Source organism: Yersinia sp. Marseille-Q5920, from assembly GCF_946902935.1.
Classification (GTDB): domain Bacteria; phylum Pseudomonadota; class Gammaproteobacteria; order Enterobacterales; family Enterobacteriaceae; genus Yersinia; species Yersinia rochesterensis.
Window position 1 is genome coordinate 86,666 of the sequence record NZ_CAMPQA010000013.1, and the last position, 25,071, is coordinate 111,736.

Genomic DNA, 25,071 nt, shown 5'->3' on the forward strand with positions numbered 1-25,071 from the left:
AGGCGGGGTTAACTGAGCACCAGGCCGATAGCAAACAGAATATTGGTCAACAACGCGGCTTTGACCATATGCTCGAGCATGGGGCGCATCCCCGCGGCGGTGGGTTCACGCAGCACAAATAGCGCGTGTTTGGCCAGTAAGGGAACCGCCAAAATAAAGAGCCAACCCGCCCAGTTATGCAGATACAGAATATTGAATAATGCCAGGCAGAAGATGGCGGCGGCGATCAGCAGGGCATGATAATAACGTGCGACCACCGGGCCTAAACGCACTGCCAGTGTGTTTTTGCCATTGGTTTTGTCATTTTCGATATCACGCAAATTATTAATATTTAAAACGGCTGTCGCCAGTAAACCACAGGCAGTGGCGGGTAGCATGACGATACTGTCAAAGTGCCCGGCTTGAAGATAGTAAGTCCCGGCGACACTCAGCCAGCCGAAGAAAACCAATACTGAAATATCACCTAAGCCCATATAACCATAGGGTTTACTACCCACGGTGTAGGTGATTGCGGCCACAATGGCCATCAGCCCAAGCAGTAAAAAGCCTAAAATGTCGCTGGGTTTTTCGCAGGCCACGGCAATGAGCGCGATACCTGAAATAACAGTCATACTAACAGTGATGATAAGCGCGACTTTCATTTGCTGACGAGTAATCATCCCTTTTTGCATGCCGCGCAATGGCCCGATACGTTCTTCGGTATCACTGCCCTTGATAGCATCGCCGTAATCATTGGCGAGATTGGACAAAATTTGCAACAGGCCGGCGGTTAATAAGGCGAGCAAGGCGACGGCGGGTTTAAAACTATCGAGCCAGACAGCCAGTGCTGAACCGGTAACGATAGAGGCAAAGGCCAGGGGCAGTGTTCTTGGCCGCAGGCTTTCCAGCCAAGCCTGGGTCTGGCTGGTGCTAGTTAAGCGGGTATTAGGTGATAGGCTCATTTTCTGCTTCATTTTATAGGAGTCTGGTCCGCCCATATCGGCGAGTTAATAAAAATAAGAGTGGGAGGCATCGCCTCCCACTCAATATTAATTTGGCGAACCATTTTATCCAGCAACGGCTTATAAAGCGAATTATAGGATAAAACGACTCAAATCTTCATCAGCTACCAGTTCATCCAGATGTTTACCCACATATGCCGCGTCAATAGTGATGGATTGACCATTACTTTCGCTTGCGTCATAAGAGATATCTTCCATCAGACGTTCCAACACGGTATGCAAGCGACGTGCGCCAATATTCTCGGTGCGCTCATTAACCTGCCATGCCGCTTCCGCGATTTTGCGAATACCTTCACGGGTAAACTCAACCGTCACCCCTTCAGTTGCCATCAGTGCTTTGTACTGTTCAGTCAACGAAGCACTCGGCTCAGTCAAGATGCGCTCAAAATCATCGGTGGTCAGCGCCTGCAATTCTACACGGATTGGCAAGCGACCTTGCAATTCCGGGATAAGATCTGACGGGCTGGAGACCTGGAATGCGCCGGAGGCAATAAACAGAATATGGTCTGTTTTCACCATGCCGTGTTTGGTTGATACGGTGCAGCCCTCAACCAATGGCAGCAAGTCACGTTGTACCCCTTCACGGGACACATCCGGGCCTGAAGTCTGGCCGCGTTTACAGATTTTATCGATTTCGTCGATGAACACGATGCCGTGTTGTTCAACCGCATCAATCGCCTGTTGCTTCAGCTCTTCTGGATTGACTAACTTCGCGCCTTCTTCCTCAATCAGCAGTTTAAATGCTTCTTTGATTTTGATTTTGCGCGGTTTTTGTTTCTGGCCAGCAATGTTCTGGAACATCGATTGCAGTTGGTTAGTCATCTCTTCCATGCCCGGAGGAGCCATGATTTCAACACCTACTGGTGATGCAGCCAGATCAATTTCAATCTCTTTGTCATCCAGTTGACCTTCGCGCAGTTTTTTGCGGAAAGCCTGGCGGGTCGCGGATGGCTCTTGAGTTTCATCCTGTTGGCCCCAGTTATTTTTGGCTGGTGGGATCAGCACATCCAGAATACGTTCTTCGGCCAATTCTTCCGCCCGATAACGCATTTTTTCAATGGATTGATGACGAACCATTTTCACCGCTGCATCGGTTAGATCGCGGATAATAGAATCAACTTCTTTACCCACATAGCCAACTTCGGTGAACTTGGTGGCTTCTACTTTGATAAACGGCGCATTGGCCAGTTTTGCCAGGCGGCGGGCAATTTCTGTTTTACCCACGCCGGTCGGGCCGATCATCAGAATATTTTTAGGAGTAACTTCGTGGCGCAGCTCTTCGTTAAGCTGCATCCGACGCCAGCGGTTACGCAGGGCAATGGCCACTGCACGTTTAGCTTTATCCTGGCCGATAATATAGCTATCAAGTTCGCTGACAATCTCGCGTGGGGTCATTTCAGACATGTCACTCTATCCTTACGCTTTATGTGTTGATAACGTTTCGTACGTTAATTCTTCAATGGTTTGGAAGCGGTTGGTGTAGATACAAATATCCCCCGCAATGCTCAGTGATTTTTCCACGATATCCCGCGCACCCAATTCAGTATTTTCTAGCAGCGCGCGCGCGGCAGACTGGGCATAAGGCCCACCGGAACCAATAGCAATCAGGTCATCTTCAGGCTGAACCACATCGCCATTACCGGTGATGATGAGTGATGCGGTTTCATCAGCAACAGCCAAAAGTGCTTCGAGTTTGCGTAACATGCGGTCAGTGCGCCAATCTTTGGCTAACTCAACCGCTGCTTTAGTCAGGTGGCCCTGGTGCATCTCCAGTTTGCGTTCAAATAGCTCAAATAGCGTAAAGGCATCGGCAGTACCGCCAGCAAAACCAGCAATGACTTTATTGTTATAAAGGCGGCGTACTTTCTTGGCGTTGCCTTTCATTACGGTATTGCCCAGAGTGACCTGGCCATCACCACCGATAACTACATGACCATTACGGCGTACACTTACAATTGTTGTCACGAGCGGATCCTCGTTGCGGACTGAATGAGTCCCCGTATTGCCTTTCAGCAAAACAATACGGGGTATATTGAGATTATAAATGGGGGAGGATTACTACTTTTCAACCCCCAACTGCGAGGGGAATGCATCCTGATTGGCCCGCACCTTTCAAACGCTGTAAAGCTTTATCCGCTGCAGCTTTGGTGCTGTAAGGGCCGAGCACCACGCGATTCCAGCCACCACCGGCGGTAATACGGCTTTCGATACCCTCGAATGCCAATTGGGCGCGAATAGATTCCGCCTGATCTGCGGCTTTGAATGAACCACATTGCACCATCCAGCGTTGCGCTTTTTCTTTCTCTTTTTCCGGTTTCGGCGGTGTCACTGCTGGCGCTACTGGAGTCACCGGTTGCTGAGTGCGCGGTGGTGTCGTGACCTGCGGCGGCACTTGTGTCTGCGGTGCTGGTACTGGCGCAACCGTCTGACGCGGTGGCGTTAATGGCTGCTGCTGTATATTGGTGACCGGGGGTTTGATGGTCACCGCAGAACGTGGCACCTGCATCCCTTCGTTATACGGCACCTCTGAAAGCTGGGTCGGCTGCTGCCGCATATCCGCCTGCATCTGTTCAAGCAATTGGCGCTGCTCATTGGTCAGTTGCGTTTTAGAATTAACTTCGCCACCGGCAGAGGGTTCTGTCGGTGTTGGGACGCCAATCTGACGGTTTTCCAACTCTTTAATATAACGCCAGCGTTCTTCGGGTTTCGGCGGCAAGCCATTGCCCGTGCGCGGATCATGGCTAGGCAGTAACGGAAGCTCGCCCGGCTTATTGTGGGTAATGAAATAAAGGCCACCAACAAATACCACTAATAGCGCGACGGCCAGTGCCATCACGGTTTTGGATACTGCTGGAGCACTGCGTTTTTTCCGGCTGGTGCTTTTGCGCCGCGCTCCTGAGCGCCCTCGGCTTACATAATCTCTTTGTGCCACTATCGTTTCGCTGCGTCGTGATGATGGAATAAGCCCGTCATGTTACTGAACCCCTGAATATTTGCCTAGCGTTTAGGCGCAGCAGTACTTTCCCTGACAATTAATTCGGTATTTAACAAGCGGGAGCCACTCTGTACTGGATGCCCTTGTAACTGTTCGAGTAATAGTAACATGGCTTGCCGACCAATTTCATAACGTGGTTGTGCCACGGTGGTCAAGGGGGGATCGCAATACTGTGACAATTTTAAGTCGTCGAAGCCGACGACAGAGACATCCTGCGGGATGCGCAGGCCCATTTTCTTCGCTTGCCACATCGCGCCTATCGCCATGACATCATTGTGACAGAATATTGCGGTAGGGGGTTCTGGCAGGTCCATCAGCTTGATAAAGGTATCAACACCCGCTTCATAGCTAAAATCACCGCGTATAATATAGTTGCTGTCGACCTCGATACCATTACGGCGTAGCGCCTGGATATAGCCCTGTAGTCGATATTGGCATAGCGGAAAGTTTTCAGGCCCCGCAACACAGGCAATGCGCTGGTGACCCAATCTAATCAGATATTCTACCGCTTCATAGGCCGCGGTAAGGTTATCAATATGGACGGTGGGCAGTTCTAACTCGGGTGCAAACTCATTTGCCATCACCATCGGCGGTAAATTACGTTGTTCTTCCTTGCTGGCATCGAAAGGTAGATTGGAGCCTAGCAACAACATGCCATCAATCTGCTTGGTGATAATCAGGTTAACGAAGCTACGCTCTTGCTGGGGTTGTTGTGCGCAATCACCAATTAATATCAGATAGCCTTGTTGGGCAGCGGCATGTTCAATGCCTTGGATGATGTCAGCAAAAAAGGGGTCGCTGATATCCGGTACAATAACCAGAATAGTGCGCGATTCGTTACGTTTGATATTGCGAGATAAAGCATGGGGAGAATAACCGACAGCCAGAACAGCTTGCTCCACTTTTTGCCGAGTCATTGTTGAAACCTTTTCCGGATTCATCAATGCGCGCGATACCGTCGCAGTTGAAACACCGGCCATTTCGGCAACGTCCTTCATGGTGGCCATCGTGAATTCTTTCTTATGTTCCAACGCCTTTCTCCTTGCTCTGACTCCGAGTCAGCACTAATGCTTATGCAGGCTTTCCGTCATTCTATACAGATCGTGGGGGCAATTTGTTACCTAATTTGCATAAAAAGTGTGACATAAGTAGGTTTTTTCGAACTGACTCGCAGAAAATGGGGTAATCGATTGCTTTATGATGCGGTTTTACTCCAAGAATCATTGGCATTACCGCTAACATCAAGGTGACATCGGTCAATTAGCTGTCTATTGGGTCAACATCTAATGTCCACTTCACTTTCCGTGCTTGCGGCAAAGTATTGATAAGTGGCTGAGAGGTTTTAATCAGCCGTTGCAGGAATTGCCGTGAGGGGTGCTGCAACAGTAATTGCCAGCGGAAGCGCCCGCCGCGCTTAGCCTGTAACGCCGGAACCGGCCCCATAATCCATAATGCCTCGTCTTTCAGTGGGCTGGCTTCCAACAAATTGCGTAATTGCTGCAAAAACAGCGCTGATTGCTGGTTATCATGGTCTTCACTGCGCACAATGATATGGCTGGTATAGGGCGGTAAAAATACGCTTTTTCGCTCCGCCAATGCTTGTTTGGCAAAGGCGTCGTAGCCTTGCTGTAGCAGAATTTGCAGCAGCGGGTGCTCAGGGTGGTGAGTTTGTAAAATGACTTCGCCTTGTTTACCCGCACGGCCTGCGCGGCCTGATACTTGAGTGTAAAGCTGCGCAAAGCGCTCCGCAGAACGGAAGTCGGCCGAGAACAACGCGCCATCGACATCCAGCAATGCCACCAGAGTGACATCCGGGAAGTGGTGGCCTTTCGCCAACATTTGGGTACCAATCAATATCCGCGCCCCCCCTTGATGCACATCAGCCAGGTGTTGTTCCAGCGAACCTTTTCGGCTGGTGGTATCGCGGTCAATGCGGGTGATCGGGGTCTCTGGGAATAAAGGCGCTAATTCGTTTTCCAACTGTTCGGTACCGACACCCACGGAGACCATATGGGTCGAGCCGCATTTCGGACATTGTTGTGGCACTGGGCGTTGGCTATCGCAATGATGGCAGCGTAATTGGCGGTGATTCTGATGCAGGGTGTAATAGTGGTCACAGCGCTGGCATTCCGCAATCCAACCACACTCATGGCACAGCAAAGCAGGTGCATAACCGCGGCGGTTGAGAAACAAAATCACTTGGTTGTCGGCTTGCAAATGGGCTTTCATGCGTTTTAGCAGCGGCTGAGAAAGGCCAACTTTTAATGGCAGCCCCTTGAGATCCAGTAAGTGCTGCACTGCTGGCTTGGCATTACCCGCCCGTTTTGACAGTGTTAGCTGGCGATATTTACCCATTTGAACATTATGTAAAGTTTCCAGCGCGGGAGTGGCTGTCCCCATCACAATAGGAATGCCTTCTTCACGGGCGCGGAACACCGCTAAATCTCGGGCGTGGTAGCGCCAACCTTCCTGCTGTTTATAGGAACTATCATGCTCTTCATCAATAATGATAACGCCCAGCCGGGAGAACGGGGTAAACAGCGCAGAGCGAGTCCCAATCACAATCGCGGCTTCGCCGTTTCGCGCCCGTAGCCAGACAGATAAGCGCTCGCTGTCGTTTAAACTGGAATGGAGCACCTCAACCGGCGCATTAAAACGCTCGCGAAAACGGGCAATGGTCTGCGGGGTTAGGCCAATTTCAGGGACTAAAACTAGCGCCTGGCGGCCCTGTGCCAGAATATTTTCCAGCACGCTGAGATAAACTTCAGTCTTGCCGGAGCCGGTCACCCCAGCCAGTAGCCAGGCGGCAAACTGGGTATCTTCACTGCGAATCGCCCCGACGGCGGTAGCTTGCTCGGTATTGAGCCGCAGACGTTCGCCCAGCACCGAAAACCCATTACGCCAGTCCGTGGTCGCCACTTCTTGCGCTCGCAGGTCAATCAACCCTTTGCTACGCAATGTTTGCAGCGCGCTTTCAGTTAATGCCATTTCATTTACTTGATGGCGATAAACCGGTTTTTGTAATAACGCCGCAAGAGCTTGTTGTTGTTTGGGCGCGCGTTTTAAGCTTTCCGGCGGCGTAGCGCGGCCTTGTTCTGTGGCAAACCATTGCCACAAAGGGGCGGATTTCGCGGGCTTTCCTTGGCGCAATAAGATGGGCAAAGCATGGAACAGCACTTCGCCGATCGGATAATGATAATATTCGGTTGCCCAACACAGAATGCGCCACAAGCTGGGTGGGAATAAGCTGTCACTGTCCAAAACCGTATCAATGGCTTTGAGTTGTTCAAGAGGGAATGCGCTGGTATCACTGATACCCACTACGATTCCAATGGCATTACGTTTACCAAATGGCACACTGACGCGGGCCCCAACTACCGGGCAGGCCATAGCACTGTCGAGGCGGTAATCAAAGGTGCGAGTTAGCGGTACGGGTAATGCCACTTGAACAACGGACATGTATTTTTATCCTGCTAAATAAAAGGGTATAAATAAAATGGTCTAAATAAAGATTGAACAGTTTACACTGCGTACCTCACAATGTGCGGATTCGATTGCGCGGCTTGGTCAAATTCTGTATTATTTGCCGCCTTTGATATAATTCGATATCAAATTCTGCTAACAACCGTTGTTTGTTTTATCAGCGATTGTTCGTTAGCAATCAACTATTCGTTAACGATAAATGATTATTTAACGACAAATGGTTATTTATCAATCGTGTGGTGTCTGGCGGAGTAGGGCTGGATAGCGACGCGGCCTAAATATAGAGGTTTTTCCATGAAAAAAGGTATCCACCCTAAATACGATTTAGTTACTGCTTCTTGTTCTTGCGGTAACGTTATCAAGATCAACTCAACTGTTGGTCATGACCTGAATCTGGACGTGTGCGGCGAATGCCACCCGTTCTACACTGGCAAGCAGCGTGATGTTGCGACCGGTGGCCGTGTTGACCGCTTTAACAAGCGTTTCAGCGTGCCGGGTGCGACTAAAGCATAATTGCCCGTCAGACGAAAAAGGCGCCTTAGGCGCCTTTTTTCATTTCTACAACCCAGTTCACATTATGAATAGAACTGAACTGCTGCGAGAAATCAATATTCCCAGGTATCGGGATCAACACCCAACTCACGCATTAAAATCTTTGCAGCTTCCGGGATTTCATCACTGCGCTCTTTACGCAGATCTTCGTCATTCGGCAGCGGCTGGCCGGTAAATGCATGCAAAAAAGCCTCACACAACAATTCACTGTTGGTGGCGTGGCGCAGGTTATTCACCTGACGGCGGGTCCGTTCATCGGTGAGGATTTTTAACACCTTCAGCGGAATGGATACCGTAATTTTTTTGACCTGTTCGCTTTTCTTACCGTGTTCAGCGTAAGGGCTGACATACTCGCCGTTCCACTCAGCCATGGGACACCTTAAATTTGTCGGAAAAATACTAAATTCTGAAAACCGGCTAATTATGCCCGATCTTCACTGTTCTCACTAAATAAATGTCGATTTTACTAGACTAATATCACTTAAATAACCTTTTTTGCTATTTATTGATAGCTATTACCTTTCTCTATCATCTTTGCGGTTATACCCGTTATTCTGCAAGCTGCATGTGCGTTGGCTGCGCTCTATAACCCGAATCACTTACGAGAGTAAGCTCACTCGTTTGCCGCCTTCCTGCAACTCGAATTATTTAGGGTATATATAAGGCACCATTGAAACCTGACTGACATCATGAGGATATCTAAAACCTCTATAATTTTAGCGGTTATTATCCCATTGCTCAATCTATACGCAAAGAAGTTTAGATGTCCAGATGTATTGACGTCCGTAATTTGTGAGTCTACTCTGACGTAACATTTTTTCGATATCCGGCTGGTGGAAATCCATATGACGCGTAAACAGGCAACAATAGCAGTCCGTAGCGGGTTGAACGATGACGAGCAATACGGCTGCGTTGTCCCCCCGATTCACCTCTCCAGTACCTATAATTTTATCGATTTTAATCAGCCTCGCGCCCATGACTATTCACGTCGCGGCAACCCGACGCGTGATGTCGTGCAGCGCGCATTAGCTGAGCTGGAAGGTGGTGCGGGTGCGGTAATGACCAGCAGCGGGATGTCGGCGATTCATTTGGTTTGCACCACTTTTCTTAAACCGGGTGATTTACTGCTGGCCCCCCACGATTGTTACGGCGGCAGCTACCGTCTATTCGATAGTTTAAGCAAGCGCGGTGCCTATCGGGTGCTATTTGTTGACCAGGGCGATGAAGTGGCGCTGAGCAAGGCACTGGCGGAAAAGCCCAAGCTGGTGTTGATTGAAACTCCGAGTAACCCGCTGTTACGGGTGGTGGATATTGCCGCTATCTGTAAAGCCGCTCATGCCGTCGGCGCATTAACCCTGTGCGATAACACTTTCCTTAGCCCCGCGTTGCAGCAGCCGCTTGCTTTAGGCGCGGATCTGGTGGTTCATTCCTGTACCAAATATCTGAATGGCCATTCAGATGTGGTTGCTGGCGCGGTCATTGCCAAAGATCCTGAACTCGCTGTCGAATTGGCATGGTGGGCGAACAATATTGGCGTGACTGGCGCTGCATTCGATAGCTACTTGTTATTACGCGGGTTACGCACATTATCCCCACGTATGGCTCAACAGCAGCGCAACGCAGATGAAATTGTTCGCTATTTACAGCAGCAGCCTTTAGTGAAAAAGCTGTATCATCCTTCTCTGCCACAACATCCCGGCCACGAAATTGCTTGCCGTCAGCAGTCTGGTTTTGGTGCGATGCTCAGTTTTGAGCTGGATGGTGATGAACAGGTATTGCGCCGTTTCCTCTCTGCCCTTGAATTGTTTACCTTGGCAGAATCCTTGGGGGGCGTTGAAAGCCTGATTTCCCATGCCGCCACCATGACCCATGCCGGTATGGCGCCAGAAGCGCGCACTGCCGCAGGTATTACTGATAGTTTATTGCGAATTTCCGTGGGTATCGAAGACAGCGAAGATTTGATTGCCGATTTGGACAATGCTTTCCGGTTGGCGAGAGACTGAGGTAAGTATGAATGCAACAGCGGTAGCAGCGGCGGTGACTGGCCGTCAACTGCATAAATTTGGTGGCAGTAGTCTTGCGGATGTGAAGTGTTACCTGCGGGTGGCCAATATTATGGCCAACTATAGCCATCCCGGCGATCTCATGGTGGTATCTGCGGCAGGTAGCACCACTAACCAATTGATTAGTTGGTTGAAACTCAGCCAAAGTGATCGTCTTTCTGCCCATCAGGTGCAGCAGAATTTGCGTCGTTACCAACATGACCTGATTAGCGGCTTATTATCGCCAGAAATGGCTGAGCCGCTGATTAGTGAGTTTATCCATGATTTGGAGCGCTTGGCGGGCTTGTTGGATAACAAAATCGACGAGGCAATTTATGCCGAAGTGGTCGGCCATGGTGAGATTTGGTCTGCTCGCTTGATGTCTGCGGTATTGAACAAACTCGACATGAAAGCTACCTGGCTTGATGCTCGCAGCTTTCTGCGTGCTGAACGTGCAGCGCAGCCACAAATCGACGAAGGTCGTTCTTATCCGTTGTTGCAACAATTGATAGCGCAGCATCCACATCAACGTCTGGTGGTCACTGGATTTATCTCACGCAATAACACCGGCGAAACCGTGTTGTTGGGGCGTAACGGCAGTGACTACTCGGCTACTCAGGTCGGGGCGCTGGCGGGAGTCGAACGCGTTACCATCTGGAGTGACGTGGCGGGGGTATACAGTGCAGACCCGCGCAAAGTGAAAGATGCTTGTTTGCTGCCCTTATTGCGCTTGGATGAAGCCAGTGAACTGGCCCGCCTGGCGGCACCGGTGCTGCATACCCGCACATTACAGCCGGTTTCCGGCAGTGATATCGATTTGCAGTTGCGCTGTAGCTATCAGCCAGAACAAGGTTCAACCCGAATTGAGCGGGTGCTGGCTTCAGGCTCGGGTGCCAAAATTGTCACCAGCCATGATGATGTTTGCCTAATCGAATTACAGATTGCCAGTCACCATGATTTCTCGCTGGCGCAGAAAGAGATCGATTTACTGCTCAAACGCGCGCAAATCAAGCCATTGGCGACCGGTATTCACCCTGATCGTAACTTATTGCAACTTTGCTATACCTCAGAAGTGGTCGATAGCGCGCTAAGAGTGCTGGAAGATGCCACGCTGCCGGGGAAATTATCTCTGCGCGAGGGGCTGGCATTGGTTGCTCTGGTGGGGGCGGGGGTCAGTAAGAACCCACTGCACAGCCATCGTTTCTACCAACAACTGAAAGACCAGCCGGTCGAGTTTATCTGGCAAGCTGAAGATGGTATCAGCATGGTCGCCGTGCTGCGTCTAGGGCCGACTGAGCACCTGATTCAAGGTTTACATCAATCACTATTCCGCGCCGAAAAACGGATTGGCTTGATGCTGTTCGGTAAAGGCAATATTGGCGCTCGCTGGTTGGAGCTTTTCGCCCGTGAGCAAAAGAATATCTCGGCGCGCAGTGGTTTTGAGTTCGTGCTGGCCGGTGTTGTGGATAGCCGCCGCAGTCTATTGAGTTATGATGGGCTGGATGCCAGCCGGACGTTAGCATTTTATGATGACGAAGCTCAAGAGCAGGATGAAGAATCCTTGTTCTTGTGGATGCGCGCGCATCCATTTGATGATTTGGTGGTGTTGGATGTGACCGCCAGCGAATCACTGGCCGAGCAATATTTGGACTTCGCCAGCTACGGTTTCCACGTTATCAGCGCCAATAAATTAGCCGGAGCTTCCAGCAGCAATAACTACCGCCAAATTCGCGATGCTTTCTCCAAAACAGGCCGCCACTGGCTGTATAATGCCACGGTGGGGGCAGGTTTGCCGGTGAACCACACGGTGCGCGACCTGCGTGATAGCGGCGACAGTATTCTGGCGATCAGCGGTATTTTCTCCGGTACTTTATCTTGGTTATTCCTGCAATTTGATGGCACGGTGCCCTTTACCGAGCTGGTGGATCAAGCTTGGCAGCAGGGCCTGACAGAACCGGATCCGCGCGTGGATCTCTCCGGGCAAGACGTGATGCGCAAGCTGGTGATTTTGGCCCGTGAAGCCGGTTACGACATTGAACCAAATCAGGTGCGGGTGGAGTCGCTGGTACCTGCCGGTGCTGATGTTGGTTCCGTGGATCAATTCTTTGAAAATGGCGAGGCATTGAATCAGCAAATGATTCAGCGCTTAGAAGCTGCGAATGAAATGGGTCTGGTGTTACGTTACGTTGCACGCTTTGATGCTAATGGTAAGGCGCGGGTGGGCGTTGAAGCAGTACGTGCTGACCATCCATTGGCTTCTTTATTGCCGTGCGATAACGTTTTTGCCATTGAAAGCCGTTGGTATCGCGACAACCCGTTGGTCATCCGTGGCCCTGGCGCTGGGCGTGATGTCACCGCTGGCGCTATTCAATCTGATTTAAACCGCCTTTCTCAACTGCTGTAATTTGCCTTTATTCACCTCCTCTGCCCGCCGCAGGGGAGGCGAAACCGCCACATTTTCCCCTATATGAATTTTCCGCACATTGCGTGTGAATATTAATCATCGTTCTAAACTTATTTAAAAGTTGACTCTTTAGCCAACTTCGGTCATTTTCTATTTAGACGTCTAAACGTATAGACGCTTATAAAAAATGACAGATAACATAAGTCATCAAAATGATGACAACAGGCAATGGGGTAACAGGGTATGAGTTTTTTCCACGCAAACCAGCGGGAAGCGCTGAATCAAAGTTTGGCAGAGCTGCAAGGCCAGATTAATGTTTCTTTTGAATTTTTCCCGCCGCGTACCAGCGAGATGGAAGACACCCTGTGGAGCTCTATTGACCGTCTGAGCACTCTGAAACCGAAGTTTGTCTCAGTGACTTATGGTGCAAACTCCGGTGAGCGCGATCGTACCCACAGCATCATTAAGGGTATTAAAGAACGCACTGGCCTTGAAGCCGCGCCGCATCTGACTTGCATTGATGCTTCTCCGACTCAATTACGTGAGATTGCCACCGATTATTGGAATAGTGGTATTCGCCATATTGTTGCCCTGCGCGGTGATTTACCACCGAACAGTGGCAAGCCAGAAATGTATGCTTCTGATTTGGTGGGCTTATTGAAAGATGTGGGTGATTTTGATATCTCGGTTGCCGCCTATCCGGAAGTACACCCAGAAGCCAAAAGTGCACAGGCTGACCTGATTAACCTGAAACGCAAGATTGATGCCGGTGCTAACCGTGCCATTACGCAGTTCTTTTTTGATGTAGAAAGTTACCTGCGTTTTCGCGACCGCTGTGTTGCGACCGGTATTGACGTTGAGATCGTGCCGGGTATCTTGCCGGTGTCTAATTTTAAACAGCTCCAGCGCTTTGCCACCATGACCAATGTACGGGTGCCTAATTGGATGACCCGTATATTTGAAGGGCTGGATAATGACCCTGAGACACGCAAAATGGTCGGGGCATCGGTGGCGATGGATATGGTGAAGATTCTCAGCCGCGAAGGGGTGAAGGATTTCCATTTCTACACCCTGAATCGCGCAGAATTGAGTTATGCGATCTGCCATACCCTTGGGGTGAGGCCATAGTTTTTTAAAAAGTGGCGGTGGCCCCTTTTAATCCCCATTGGCTTTGATTAGTCATTCAGTTTGATCGGATCTGATTTCGGTTGATATTCGCAGAGTGAATAGTTCGGTTGTTAAAGCACCTAGTTAGCTTAGCCACCGACGAACCAACCGCCAAAGGGTGCGGGCGCGCACCCTTGTGGAATCCCGCGCTTCGCACGTATCGCCTGCTCACTGCGTGGGTTCCCTTACTCATCGTTTCGGCTGACGGAACGGGCCGATTCACTCCTGTTCAAGCGGCCCTCGCTCGGCGTCCATACCTCGCGTCCTACCTCCACTCTTCACTCGGCGGCTCAAATGTGCTTTTTAAGATCAAAACCTAAAAACAGGGTTTTGAATGGGCTTTTGACCTTGAGCGCAATCAGGAATATTGCCGACAAGGATGGAGGGTAGAGTGAGCGGCCATGGACGGCCGCGAAAAGCGCGCTTGAGCAGGAGCAAATCGCGCTGGCTCGTCAGCCCGAAAGACGTAGGAGGTTTACCCACAGGGCAATATTTCGCGCAAGCCGCAGGTGCAGGAGGGCCGGCTAGCCCTCCTGCTCGGTTGAGGCTACTGGGATTAAGTGGTCACTGAAATTCTAACAACCGAAATAATGGTCCGGTGCTCTATCAACCAAAAAAAGATAATCAGGGGAATTTCTTCCCCTTAAAATCAATGGCTAACCTGTATTGCGCATCCCTGCCGCCACACCGGCAATAGTCACCATCAATGCTTGCTCAACGCGGGCATCTGGGTGTTCTTGCTGGCGCGAGCGGTGCAGTAGCTCGGCTTGCAGCACGTTTAATGGGTCGGTGTAGACATTACGCAGCGCGATAGACTCCGCAATCCACGGTAGATCCGCCATCAAATGGTCATCGTTGGCAATCGCCAGCACCACTTTAATATCGGCTTCCAGTTGGTCGCGTAGTTGCTGACCTAACGGCCACAGCGATTTATCTACCAGACGTTGGTCATAATATTCTGCCAGCCACAAATCTGCTTTGGCGAACACCATTTCCAGCATACCAATCCGGGTTGAGAAGAACGGCCAGTCACGGCACATAGTGGCTAACTCTTCCCGTTTCCCGGCGTCGATCGCTTTCTGCAAACCGGCACCGGCACCCAGCCAGGCGGGTAACATCAGGCGGTTTTGCGTCCAGGCGAAAATCCAGGGAATAGCACGCAGGCTTTCTACTCCGCCGTTCGGACGGCGCTTAGCTGGGCGTGAACCCAATGGTAATTTGCCTAATTCCAGTTCTGGCGTCGCGGCACGGAAGTAAGGCACAAACTCAGGATTTTCACGTACATAGCCACGATACATATCGCAGGAAGCATCAGACAGAATATCCATCACCTCCACCCACTCTTTTTTCGGCTCCGGCGGCGGCAACAAATTAGCTTCCAGAATCGCACCAGCATAAAGCGCCAAACTGCTGATAGTGACTTCCGGTAAACCAAACTTAAAGCGAATCATCTCGCCTTGTTCAGTGACACGTAAGCCGCCTTTCAGGCTGCCAGGAGGCTGAGAAAGCAGTGCAGCATGCGCTGGCGCGCCACCACGGCCGATAGAACCGCCACGGCCATGGAACAGTGTCAGAGAGATGCCAGCTTTCTCGCAGGTTTTGATGAGAGCATCCTGCGCGCGATATTGCGCCCAAGACGCAGCCATCACGCCGGCATCTTTCGCTGAGTCAGAATAGCCAATCATCACCATTTGTTTGCCTTGGATCAGGCCGCGATACCAGTCGATATTCAGTAACTGGGTCATCACATCGTCAGCATTATTCAGGTCATCGAGAGTTTCGAACAATGGCGCGACTGGCAGAGTGAACGGGCAACCGGCTTCTTTCAGCAGTAAATGCACTGCCAGCACGTCCGATGGCACTTTGGCCATGGAAATCACGTAAGCAGCAATGGAACCCTGCGGTGCTTCGGCAATGACTCGGCAGGTTTCCAGCACTTCTTGAGTCTCGGCACTTGGCTCCCATTTCAGTGGAACTAATGGGCGCTTGGAGTTCAACTCACGGATCAGAAAGGCTTGTTTGTCCGCTTCAGACCAGCTTTCATAATCACCCAGACCTAAATAGCGGGTCAGTTCAGCAATGGCATCGGTATGACGGGTACTTTCCTGACGCACATCAATACGCACCAGCGGCACACCGAAACAGCGCACGCGACGCAGGGTATCCAGTAATTGGCCGTTGGCGATGATTTCCATGCCACAGGTTTTTAGCGATTGATAACAGGCGTATAGCGGGTCCCACAATTGGTCATTACTGACCAGCAAATCAGTCGGTGGCAATACACGCTCGCCTTTCAGGCGGCCTTCCAGATAGGTCTGGGTGTTCGTCAACTGGGTGCGCATGCGCTTCATCAGTTCACGATAAGGTTCGAGCACCTCTTCGCCACCCGCCAATTCACGCAATTCTGGCGTACATTCCGACATGGAAAGCTCTGATACCAAGACCTGAATATCACGCAGGAACAAATCAGTGGCTTTCCAGCGGCTCAGTAGCAGCACATGGCGGGTAATTTCGGCAGTAACATTAGGGTTACCATCGCGGTCGCCACCCATCCATGAAGTGAAGCGGATCGGCACGGCTTCTACCGGCAAGCGGTAATTGAGGGAGTTTTGCAACTGCTCGTTAAACTCACGCAGGAAAGCGGGCACGCCTTCCCATAGGCTGTTTTCAACCACAGCAAAGCCCCATTTGGCTTCATCAACCGGGGAAGGGCGAATTTTACGAATTTCGTCGGTATGCCATGATTGTGCGACTAACTGCCGCAAACGACGCATGATCTTGTTGCGTTCGTAATCGGCTAAATCATTGTGATCCAGCTGGCTCAGGCAGGTATTCACTTCGACCAGTTTATGAATCAAGGTACGGCGAGTAATTTCGGTTGGGTGAGCCGTCAACACCAGCTCAATAGACAACTCATCAACCGCGCTGCGCATGTCTTTTTCGCTCAGCTTTTTGTCTTTCAAACGGGTGAATAGCTGGGCCAGGGCTTCCGGATTACTTGCGGCTTCACCATGTGGCGAAATGCTGTGATATTGCTCCGCTGTGTTGGTCAAATTGAGAAATTGACTAAAAGCGCGGGCTACCGGCAGCAGCTCGTCATTGGATAAATTTTGCAGCGTTGTCAGCAGTTCCTGACGGCTCGCTTCATTACCAGCACGCGAAGATTTAGATAATTTACGGATGGTTTCTACTTTTTCAAGGATGTGTTCGCCGAGCGCTTCCTTGATGGTGTCCCCGAGTAGCGTGCCGAGCATACTGACGTTACTTCGCATTGCGGAATATTGTTCGTTCATATGATTTCTTTTAGTACCCTTCGTAACTTGATGAGTATGTAAATTAATTTCACCCAAAAGACTGAGATGGACAAATCCACTCGCCGCGTTCAATTCCATACCCCAATTGACACTATTTCTAGCAAAAAAACATCATTTTTAGGGATATTGCTGAAATTTAATTACTACAGCCAGATTATCAGTCTGGCTAATCGGTAATATTGATCCGCCTACCCCATACGAGTTATTTCTGCTGACAGAAATGGTCAACTAATTGGCCAATCAGCTCGCGAGTGGGTTCGATAAAGGCCATATCGATAAATTCATCCGGCTGGTGGGCTTGATTGATGGAACCTGGCCCCAGCACTAATGTTGGGCAAATTTGCTGAATAAATGGCGCTTCGGTGCAGTAGTTCACCACCGCCGTGCGCTCACCCAGCAATTTTTCGATAACCCCGACCATATGATGATCTGTTGGGCATTCATAGCCTGGAATCGGCGGATGCAGTTCATCAATACTCAAGCGGCCCGGCCAGCGCGTACTGACGGGGGCCAGTGCTTCAGTCATCAACTCATTCAAATCACTTAGTGTCAGACCCGGCAATGGGCGGATATCCATATGTAATTCACAGCAAGCACAGATACGGTTTGCAGCATCACCACCATTAATATGACCGAAATTCATGGTCGGGTATGGGATAGCAAATGCCGGATTGTTGTAGCGCTCTTGTAAGCTGGTGCGCAGCTTCATTAGCTCAGTAATGGATTCATGCATCAAATCAATAGCATTCACACCACGAGCGGGATCACTGGAATGGCCGGACTGGCCAGTAATGCGGATAGCATTGGAAATATGCCCTTTGTGCGCCCGTACGGGTTGCAGTGATGTTGGCTCACCAATAATGGCAAAGTCAGGGCGCAACTGGGTGGAGGCGGCAAAATAGCGCGCGCCCGCCATGGTGGTTTCTTCATCGGCAGTCGCCAAAATATACAGCGGCTTGCTCAATGTGCTGGCATCAATATCGCGCACTGCATCAAGAATAAAGGCAAAGAAGCCTTTCATGTCGGCAGTACCCAAACCATACAATTTATTGTCATGCTCGGTCAGAGTGAACGGATCGCGCGTCCAGCGCCCCTCATCATAAGGAACGGTGTCGGTATGACCCGCCAATAGCAACCCGCCGCTACCCTCTCCGCTGCTTTTTTCACCAATAGAGGCAAGCAGGTTAAATTTGTGGCGTGTGTCAGGTACTGGCTGGATTTCGACGCGAAAACCCAAATCTGCAAACCATCCGGCCAACAAGTTGATTAACGCCTCATTGCTTTGGTCGAGGGCGCTATCGGTTGCGCTGATCGATGGCATCGCGATTAACGCCCGATACAGCTCAATAAATGGAGGTAATTTCATCTTCACTGTTGACAGCCTTTGGTTAGGATAGTATCAATATTCATGCATTAATTATGAATAAAAATACAGTAAGCTTGAGCGTAAGGGAACCTAAAAACACCCTTAAATTGACGAAAAAGTCAATACTCAATCACGTGGGGGAACAGTAAGACCTTGCTGATAACCCAAATGCCGGTTTTGACTACTTATGTCTTTATACCGAATAACATTTTTATATCCAAAGTCATTGGAGTTGCAGGTAGGCAGCAAGCGAACGAATCCCGATGAGCTGACACTGGTCAGTGATTCGGGTGAATAAGCGTAGCTAACAACCCCGCAGCTTCAAGTACGAAGGGCAAGGTGAACTGAACCCATGTTGAATACGCTAATTGTAGGTGCCAGTGGCTACGCCGGAGCAGAACTTACGGCTTACCTGAATCGTCACCCACATATGAACATAACCGGTTTAACGGTTTCAGCGCAAAGTGCAGATGCAGGGAAATTACTTTCTGATCTGCATCCGCAGCTAAAAGGCATTATTGATCTTCCGCTACAACCCTTGGTGGATGTGGCTCTGGCGGCAAAAGGCGTTGATGTTGTCTTCCTCGCCACCGCCCATGAAGTCAGCCATGATTTAGCGCCACAATTCCTGGCGGCGGGTTGTGTCGTATTCGATCTCTCCGGTGCATTCCGGGTTCAGGATGCGGAGTTTTACAGTCAATATTACGGTTTTGAGCATCAACATGCCGATTGGCTGGACAAAGCAGTCTATGGATTAGCTGAATGGCAGGCTGAAAAAATTAAGCAGGCCCAATTGATCGCGGTACCAGGCTGCTATCCCACCGCATCCCAACTGGCGCTTAAGCCGTTGGTCGATGGCGATTTACTCAATGAGGCGCAGTGGCCAGTGATTAACGCCGTCAGTGGTGTCAGTGGCGCGGGGCGTAAAGCCAGCATTAGCAACAGTTTCTGTGAAGTGAGTTTGCAGCCGTATGGTTTGTTTAATCATCGTCATCAGCCAGAAATTGTCGCCCACCTTGGCACTCCGGTCATTTTTACTCCGCATTTGGGGAATTTCGCCCGCGGTATTTTGGCAACCATTACCTGCCGCCTGAAAGCGGGTGTGACGGCACAAGATATCGCCGAGGCATACCACAATGCTTACCAAGATAAGCCCCTGGTTCGGCTTTATAAGCAAGGTGTGCCAGCACTGAAAGCGGTGGTCGGTTTACCTTTCTGTGATATCGGTTTTTCTGTGCAGGGCGAGTATTTAATTATTGTCGCGACAGAAGATAACCTGCTGAAAGGGGCTGCGGCGCAGGCCGTGCAATGCATGAATATACGTTTTGGTTTTGTGGAAACCCAATCCCTGTTGTAGGTAACTGGAGGGTTGTAACAGAGTCGAAACTGACATTTTTATCCAATTATATTGAGGCGAAACATGATGAATCCGTTGGTCATTAAATTAGGTGGCGTGTTGCTGGACAGCGAAGAAGCGCTGGAGCGCCTGTTTACTGCATTGGTGACCTATCGCGAGAAGCATGAGCGCCCGCTGGTGATTATGCACGGCGGTGGTTGTCTGGTTGATGATTTGATGAAAAAACTCGCGTTGCCGGTGGTGAAGAAAAACGGCCTGCGTGTGACTCCAGCTGATCAAATTGACATTATTACGGGTGCATTAGCGGGTACTGCCAACAAAACATTGCTGGCTTGGGCGGTGAAGCATGACATCAATGCTGTTGGCTTATGCTTGGGCGATGGCCATACCGTGTCGGTCACTCCGCTGGAGGCAGAACTCGGTCATGTGGGTAAAGCCGAAGCTGGCTCACCGGCTTTAGTGCAAACCTTACTGGCCGCGAATTACATGCCAATCATCAGCTCTATTGGTATTACTGCTGATGGCAAATTGATGAATGTCAATGCCGATCAAGCTGCAACAGCTTTGGCCGCGACACTGGGAGCCGATTTGATTTTGCTGTCGGATGTCAGCGGGATTTTAGATGGCAAAGGCCAGCGTATTGCTGAAATGACGGCACAAAAAGCTGAGCAATTGATTGCTCAGGGCATCATTACTGATGGTATGGTGGTTAAAGTGAATGCAGCGCTGGATGCGGCTCGCTCATTGGGCCGTCCGGTGGATATCGCCAGTTGGCGTCATGCCGACCAACTACCAGCATTGTTTAATGGGGTGCCGATTGGCACGCGTATTTTGGCCTAATACTGTTTATTTTATTATAAATTTTTATAACCCAAAGTCATTGGAGTTACAGGTAGGCAGCCAGCAAACTCATCCCGATGAACTTACTCAAGTAAGTGATTCGGGTGAGCGAGCGCAGCTAACAACCCTGTAGCTTCAAAGGCGAAGGGGAGAACTTAAGGAAGTAAGACGATGGCATTATGGGGCGGGCGGTTCAGTCAGGCGGCAGATCAGCGTTTTAAGCAATTTAATGACTCTCTGCGGTTTGATTACCGGCTGGCAGAGCAGGATATTATCGGTTCTGTTGCCTGGTCTAAAGCACTGGTCACGGTTGGCGTTTTAACGGCGGCTGAACAGCAACAACTTGAGCAGGCGCTCTCTGTTTTATTAGAGGAAGTTCAGGCCGATCCACAGGCCATTTTAGCCAGTGATGCTGAAGATATTCACAGCTGGGTAGAAACCAAGCTGATTGATAAAGTGGGCGATTTAGGTAAGAAACTGCACACCGGGCGCAGCCGTAACGACCAAGTGGCGACTGACCTGAAGTTGTGGTGCAAATTCCAGATAACCGAATTAAAAACGGCTGTGCAACAGTTGCAGCAAGCGCTGGTTATGACTGCCGAAGCCAATCAGGATGCAGTGATGCCGGGTTATACCCATTTACAGCGTGCTCAACCAGTCACCTTTGCCCACTGGTGCTTGGCTTATGCTGAAATGTTAGCCCGTGATGAAAGTCGGCTGCAAGATACCCTAAAACGCCTTGATGTCAGCCCGTTAGGCAGTGGCGCATTGGCGGGTACCGCCTATGCTATCGATCGCGAACAATTGGCGGGCTGGTTAGGTTTTGCCTCGGCGACTCGCAATAGTCTGGACAGTGTTTCTGACCGTGACCATGTGTTGGAATTACTGTCTGACGCCAGCATTGGTATGGTGCATTTGTCGCGTTTTGCCGAAGATTTGATCTTCTTCAACAGCGGCGAAGCGGCTTTTGTCGATTTATCTGACCGCGTAACCTCAGGTTCCTCTCTGATGCCGCAAAAGAAAAACCCCGATGCGCTGGAATTAATCCGTGGGAAATGTGGCCGAGTACAAGGCGCATTGACCGGGATGATGATGACGCTGAAAGGCTTGCCTCTGGCTTATAACAAAGACATGCAGGAAGACAAAGAAGGCCTGTTTGATGCACTCGATACTTGGCTCGACTGCTTGCATATGGCGGCGCTGGTGTTGGATGGCATTCAGGTAAAACGCCCGCGCTGTAAAGAAGCGGCTGAGCAAGGTTATGCCAATGCCACTGAATTAGCGGATTATCTGGTCGCCAAAGGTGTACCTTTCCGTGAAGCGCACCATATTGTCGGTGAGGCCGTGGTTGAGGCGATTCGTCAGGGGAAAGCATTAGAGGCTTTATCGCTGAGCGATTTGCAAAAATTCAGTGCCGTCATTGGCGATGATGTTTATCCGATTTTGTCATTGCAATCTTGTTTAGATAAGCGGGTTGCTAAAGGCGGTGTTTCACCGCAGCAAGTGGCTTCAGCCATTGCAGAGGCTAAAACGCGACTGTTTTAGTTCGCCAAGTATTAATATTAGCAATGGGCCACTTTTATAGTGGCCCATTTTACATTATAGAAACTTAAATATATTTATTGTTATTACAGTAATGATTATTTCGTTATTCCTTATTCTGCCAAGAGCCTTAATTTTTAACTCGATGCTGCATTATTTTTAATGTACCGTTGAGTTCACACTCACAAATGGGTATGATAATCATTATCAAATCGTGGCGTTGTAGTAAAACTTCTACTAGTATTAAAAAATATTAAAGGAATTTAATGTGGAAACATAAAAGGAAGTATTGACTCGATATATTACCCTGTTCACTAAATAATAATATTAAGTTTTTTTAACGATTTATTTTATTAACTCCATTAACTTATTTGTTTTATATCAAGCCATAACATATCAATACCTCGGAGATTTATATTATTCGGGGTGATTTTCTATTACCCTATATTGGTTTTTATATAATTAAAGTGATGCTAAATAATTAATATATATATTAGTTTGTATTAATAAGGATGGAATCTCATAAATGGAAAGTATAGTTAGAGATAAAAAAGTGACAATAAATGCAATGAATAAGATTGCATTTGGGATATTGTTAGCGATCGCGGCACAAGGTTATTCAGAGCATGTCAAAGCTGATGATACCGTGCCATCATCGAAAGAAAATGACATGGTATTGGATAAGCTCAAAGTAGAGGGAGCCAGTAATGCGCAGGAGGGGGACTGGGTTTATGATGAACTCCATTCGGTCAGTGAAATCTCCCGCGAGCAATTAGATAACCGGCCCGCGCGCCATGCGGCAGATATATTAGAACAAACGCCGGGAGTCTATTCCAGTGTGAGTCAGCAAGACCCGGCGTTATCAGTGAATATCCGTGGCATGCAGGATTATGGTCGCGTCAATATGAATATTGACGGCATGCGTCAGAATTTTATGAAAAGTGGTCATGGTCAACGCAATGGCGTGATGTATATTGATCCAGAAATATTAAGTAATGTAGTGATTGAAAAGGGCGCTCCCAGCGGTGTTGGCGGAGCGGGAGTTATTGGTGGGGTTGCCACTTTTAATACTATTAATGCCAGTGATTTCCTCGAGTCGGGTAAAGAGATAGGCGGAAAAATCCGCGCTATGCACGGTGATAATGGCACTAATCTTATTGGCAGTGCCGTGTTGGCAATGGGTAATGAATATGGCGATCTATTAATCGCTGCCAGCGAGCGAAATTTAAGCGATTATTGGCCGGGCAATAAAGGAATTCTGGGCGATATTCGTTTTGGCACAGCCACAGAAAAATTAAGTTATGATATTAAAAATAATAAAGTGCCATTCACTAATTATAAAATGCACTCACAACTGGCCAAGTTGGGTTGGAATTTATCCGCCGACCAACGGTTAACATTCAGTTATCTGCAAACCCAAATACATAGCCCTAATGCCGGCTTTATGACCATGGTAAAAGAAGGGCCAGGAATAGGAAAGCATGGCTGGGTAAGCAGCAGTGTGAGTAACGTGGCGAATCGCAATATTGGGCTGGATTATAGCCTCAAGCCCGAGCATATCGCCTGGCTAGATCTAACGGCGAAAATCTATTACGTTGATACTGATGATAAAACTAATACTCATAATGCCAATGTTGTTTTCCGCGATAAATTCTGGACTCAAACCCGGCTGAGTACCCGGGGTTTACAACTGCAAAACACCAGTTTTTTTACCCTTGCTGACCACCACCAATTCCGCCTCAATTATGGTCTTGAGTGGTTTAGTGACCGTTCCTCTGGCAACTCCACTCATGAGTCGATGCTAGGCATCACCCCTCCGGGTAAGCGCGCCATTACCAGCACTTTTGCTCAGTTGAATTATGATTATGATAATTGGCTGCGGTTGGAGGGGGGGTTGCGTCACGACCAATTTAGGTTACAAGGAAATACCTGGATGCAGAGCGAAGATTTCCGAGCAGCTTATACCCGTGAAAACCGCTGTAACAAAAAGGTACATGAGCAACATGTTACCAACGAATGGAAGCGGTGTGTAATTACACCGATGACAATGGCCTGGGAGGTCGATCGCCGTGAACAGCAACTGTCACCCACGGCAGCCATTGGTATCAAACCTGGCGTGCAATGGCTGGAGTTTTTTGGCAATTACGGTAAGTCCTGGCGGCCACCGGCGATTACCGAAGTGCTGGCCACCGGCAGCGCCCATGGTCACGGCTGGATTTTGCCCAATCCGCTGCTGGCAGCAGAGCATTCCAAAGCCTGGGAAACCGGCATTAATATCCAGCACAGTAATCTGTTTATTGAAGAAGATCGTCTGGTGGCCAAACTGGCCTACTTTGATACCCGTGTGACTAATTATGTCAATCTTGAGCTATCCAAAGAAAAGCCCTTGCATGGAGGGGGTAGCTTTGCTAATGCCACCTATATTAATAATTTACTGGCAACCCAATTTCGTGGTCTGGAATATCAATTAAGTTATGATATGGGTTTATTTTATACCAACCTTAATTATACCAGAATGATTGGTGTCAATAGTATTTGTTCAAAAAGGGCTTGGTTAGGGGGGGTGAAAAATCTTGCCGGTAATAATAAATATGGGCATTATAGTGTTATTAATAATAAAATAAACAATATTATTGACTGCCGGGCAGCAAGAAACTTATTTGGATCTTCCGCTTATTTACCTGGTGATCGCGGTAGTTTAACTTTAGGTGGTAGAATTTTTGATAAAAAGCTGGATCTCGGTACCGTTATTCGTTATAACAAAGGACACCAAGATAGTTCAGTCATTAATAACTATGGGTATGCAAATACCGCTTATGTTGCAGATTGGCCGAAATATACCATATTTGATCTTTATGCCAGTTATAAGCTAACTAATAATTTAATTTTGCGCAGCTCAATAGAAAATATAACCAATCGTGCTTATCTTGTTAGTTATGGTGATTCAATTTCTTTTTCCCCGAATCGGGGCCGAACTATTCAGGGTGGTTTTGAATATAAATTTTAGT

Annotated in this window: 17 protein-coding genes; 8 read left to right on the forward strand and 9 right to left on the reverse strand. The window is 49.1% G+C overall.

The window, feature by feature from the left end:
• Nucleotides 1-8: 8 nt before the first annotated feature.
• The 6 genes from OVO64_RS17090 to priA form a co-directional block, all read right to left on the reverse strand.
• On the reverse strand, nt 9-941 hold the full coding sequence (locus tag OVO64_RS17090; protein WP_038637994.1) for a 1,4-dihydroxy-2-naphthoate polyprenyltransferase: 933 nt from the start codon (nt 939-941) through the stop codon (nt 9-11).
• Nucleotides 942-1,073: 132 nt separating this feature from the next.
• The gene (hslU, locus tag OVO64_RS17095) at nt 1,074-2,405 is read right to left on the reverse strand and encodes an HslU--HslV peptidase ATPase subunit (protein WP_050292138.1); all 1,332 of its coding nucleotides are present in this window, start codon (nt 2,403-2,405) and stop codon (nt 1,074-1,076) included.
• Nucleotides 2,406-2,417: 12 nt separating this feature from the next.
• Nucleotides 2,418-2,966: an ATP-dependent protease subunit HslV gene (gene hslV, locus OVO64_RS17100; protein ID WP_038638000.1), complete on the reverse strand. Its 549-nt coding sequence runs from the start codon at nt 2,964-2,966 to the stop codon at nt 2,418-2,420.
• Between the two features lie 100 nt (nt 2,967-3,066).
• Entirely contained in the window at nt 3,067-3,933 is an 867-nt protein-coding gene (gene ftsN / locus OVO64_RS17105) for a cell division protein FtsN (protein WP_038638004.1), read from the reverse strand.
• A gap of 65 nt (nt 3,934-3,998) precedes the next feature.
• Nucleotides 3,999-5,027, reverse strand: coding sequence for a DNA-binding transcriptional regulator CytR (gene cytR / locus OVO64_RS17110; protein WP_032820704.1), 1,029 nt, complete (start codon nt 5,025-5,027; stop codon nt 3,999-4,001).
• 229 nt (nt 5,028-5,256) lie between these two features.
• On the reverse strand, nt 5,257-7,455 hold the full coding sequence (gene priA, locus OVO64_RS17115) for a primosomal protein N' (RefSeq protein ID WP_038638010.1): 2,199 nt from the start codon (nt 7,453-7,455) through the stop codon (nt 5,257-5,259).
• A gap of 318 nt (nt 7,456-7,773) precedes the next feature.
• Between priA and rpmE the strand changes: the two genes are divergently transcribed.
• Nucleotides 7,774-7,992 (forward strand): 50S ribosomal protein L31, encoded by a 219-nt coding sequence (rpmE, locus tag OVO64_RS17120; RefSeq protein WP_038638012.1) that lies wholly within the window; start codon nt 7,774-7,776, stop codon nt 7,990-7,992.
• 92 nt (nt 7,993-8,084) lie between these two features.
• Here rpmE and metJ read toward each other — a convergent pair whose 3' ends face one another.
• Complete coding sequence (gene metJ, locus OVO64_RS17125; protein WP_004392248.1) at nt 8,085-8,402, reverse strand: met regulon transcriptional regulator MetJ; 318 nt, start codon at nt 8,400-8,402, stop codon at nt 8,085-8,087.
• Nucleotides 8,403-8,876: 474 nt separating this feature from the next.
• On the opposite strand from metJ, the gene metB reads away from it, so the two are divergent.
• The 3 genes from metB to metF all read left to right on the forward strand — a co-directional run bounded on the left by metB (nt 8,877) and on the right by metF (nt 13,605).
• The gene (gene metB / locus OVO64_RS17130) at nt 8,877-10,034 is read left to right on the forward strand and encodes a cystathionine gamma-synthase (protein WP_038638016.1); all 1,158 of its coding nucleotides are present in this window, start codon (nt 8,877-8,879) and stop codon (nt 10,032-10,034) included.
• Between the two features lie 7 nt (nt 10,035-10,041).
• Nucleotides 10,042-12,477, forward strand: coding sequence for a bifunctional aspartate kinase/homoserine dehydrogenase II (locus OVO64_RS17135; RefSeq protein WP_038638020.1), 2,436 nt, complete (start codon nt 10,042-10,044; stop codon nt 12,475-12,477).
• A gap of 243 nt (nt 12,478-12,720) precedes the next feature.
• Complete coding sequence (gene metF, locus OVO64_RS17140; RefSeq protein ID WP_004392252.1) at nt 12,721-13,605, forward strand: methylenetetrahydrofolate reductase; 885 nt, start codon at nt 12,721-12,723, stop codon at nt 13,603-13,605.
• Between the two features lie 695 nt (nt 13,606-14,300).
• Here the strand turns inward: metF and ppc are convergent.
• Entirely contained in the window at nt 14,301-16,937 is a 2,637-nt protein-coding gene (gene ppc / locus OVO64_RS17145) for a phosphoenolpyruvate carboxylase (RefSeq protein WP_145586509.1), read from the reverse strand.
• Between the two features lie 223 nt (nt 16,938-17,160).
• The gene (gene argE / locus OVO64_RS17150) at nt 17,161-18,324 is read right to left on the reverse strand and encodes an acetylornithine deacetylase (RefSeq protein WP_038638027.1); all 1,164 of its coding nucleotides are present in this window, start codon (nt 18,322-18,324) and stop codon (nt 17,161-17,163) included.
• Nucleotides 18,325-18,676: 352 nt separating this feature from the next.
• On the opposite strand from argE, the gene argC reads away from it, so the two are divergent.
• From argC to OVO64_RS17170, 4 genes are all read left to right on the forward strand, one after another.
• Nucleotides 18,677-19,681 (forward strand): N-acetyl-gamma-glutamyl-phosphate reductase, encoded by a 1,005-nt coding sequence (gene argC, locus OVO64_RS17155; protein WP_145510194.1) that lies wholly within the window; start codon nt 18,677-18,679, stop codon nt 19,679-19,681.
• 66 nt (nt 19,682-19,747) lie between these two features.
• Complete coding sequence (argB, locus tag OVO64_RS17160; RefSeq protein ID WP_038638033.1) at nt 19,748-20,521, forward strand: acetylglutamate kinase; 774 nt, start codon at nt 19,748-19,750, stop codon at nt 20,519-20,521.
• A 171-nt stretch (nt 20,522-20,692) separates the two neighbouring features.
• Nucleotides 20,693-22,066 carry an argininosuccinate lyase gene (gene argH, locus OVO64_RS17165; protein ID WP_038638036.1) on the forward strand — a complete coding sequence of 458 codons (1,374 nt, stop codon included), beginning with the start codon at nt 20,693-20,695 and terminating at the stop codon, nt 22,064-22,066.
• 523 nt (nt 22,067-22,589) lie between these two features.
• Nucleotides 22,590-25,070, forward strand: a complete 2,481-nt coding sequence (locus OVO64_RS17170; protein WP_267248910.1) for a TonB-dependent hemoglobin/transferrin/lactoferrin family receptor — start codon at nt 22,590-22,592, stop codon at nt 25,068-25,070.
• Nucleotide 25,071: the final 1 nt, after the last annotated feature.

Coding starts and splice junctions, on each gene's coding strand:
- OVO64_RS17090 (WP_038637994.1), bottom strand. CDS start 941: ATGAGCCTATCACCTAATACCCGCTTAACTAGCACCAGCCAGACCCAG.
- hslU (WP_050292138.1), bottom strand. CDS start 2,405: ATGTCTGAAATGACCCCACGCGAGATTGTCAGCGAACTTGATAGCTAT.
- priA (WP_038638010.1), bottom strand. CDS start 7,455: ATGTCCGTTGTTCAAGTGGCATTACCCGTACCGCTAACTCGCACCTTT.
- rpmE (WP_038638012.1), top strand. CDS start 7,774: ATGAAAAAAGGTATCCACCCTAAATACGATTTAGTTACTGCTTCTTGT.
- metJ (WP_004392248.1), bottom strand. CDS start 8,402: ATGGCTGAGTGGAACGGCGAGTATGTCAGCCCTTACGCTGAACACGGT.
- metB (WP_038638016.1), top strand. CDS start 8,877: ATGACGCGTAAACAGGCAACAATAGCAGTCCGTAGCGGGTTGAACGAT.
- OVO64_RS17135 (WP_038638020.1), top strand. CDS start 10,042: ATGAATGCAACAGCGGTAGCAGCGGCGGTGACTGGCCGTCAACTGCAT.
- metF (WP_004392252.1), top strand. CDS start 12,721: ATGAGTTTTTTCCACGCAAACCAGCGGGAAGCGCTGAATCAAAGTTTG.
- ppc (WP_145586509.1), bottom strand. CDS start 16,937: ATGAACGAACAATATTCCGCAATGCGAAGTAACGTCAGTATGCTCGGC.
- argE (WP_038638027.1), bottom strand. CDS start 18,324: ATGAAATTACCTCCATTTATTGAGCTGTATCGGGCGTTAATCGCGATG.
- argC (WP_145510194.1), top strand. CDS start 18,677: ATGTTGAATACGCTAATTGTAGGTGCCAGTGGCTACGCCGGAGCAGAA.
- argB (WP_038638033.1), top strand. CDS start 19,748: ATGAATCCGTTGGTCATTAAATTAGGTGGCGTGTTGCTGGACAGCGAA.
- argH (WP_038638036.1), top strand. CDS start 20,693: ATGGCATTATGGGGCGGGCGGTTCAGTCAGGCGGCAGATCAGCGTTTT.
- OVO64_RS17170 (WP_267248910.1), top strand. CDS start 22,590: ATGGAAAGTATAGTTAGAGATAAAAAAGTGACAATAAATGCAATGAAT.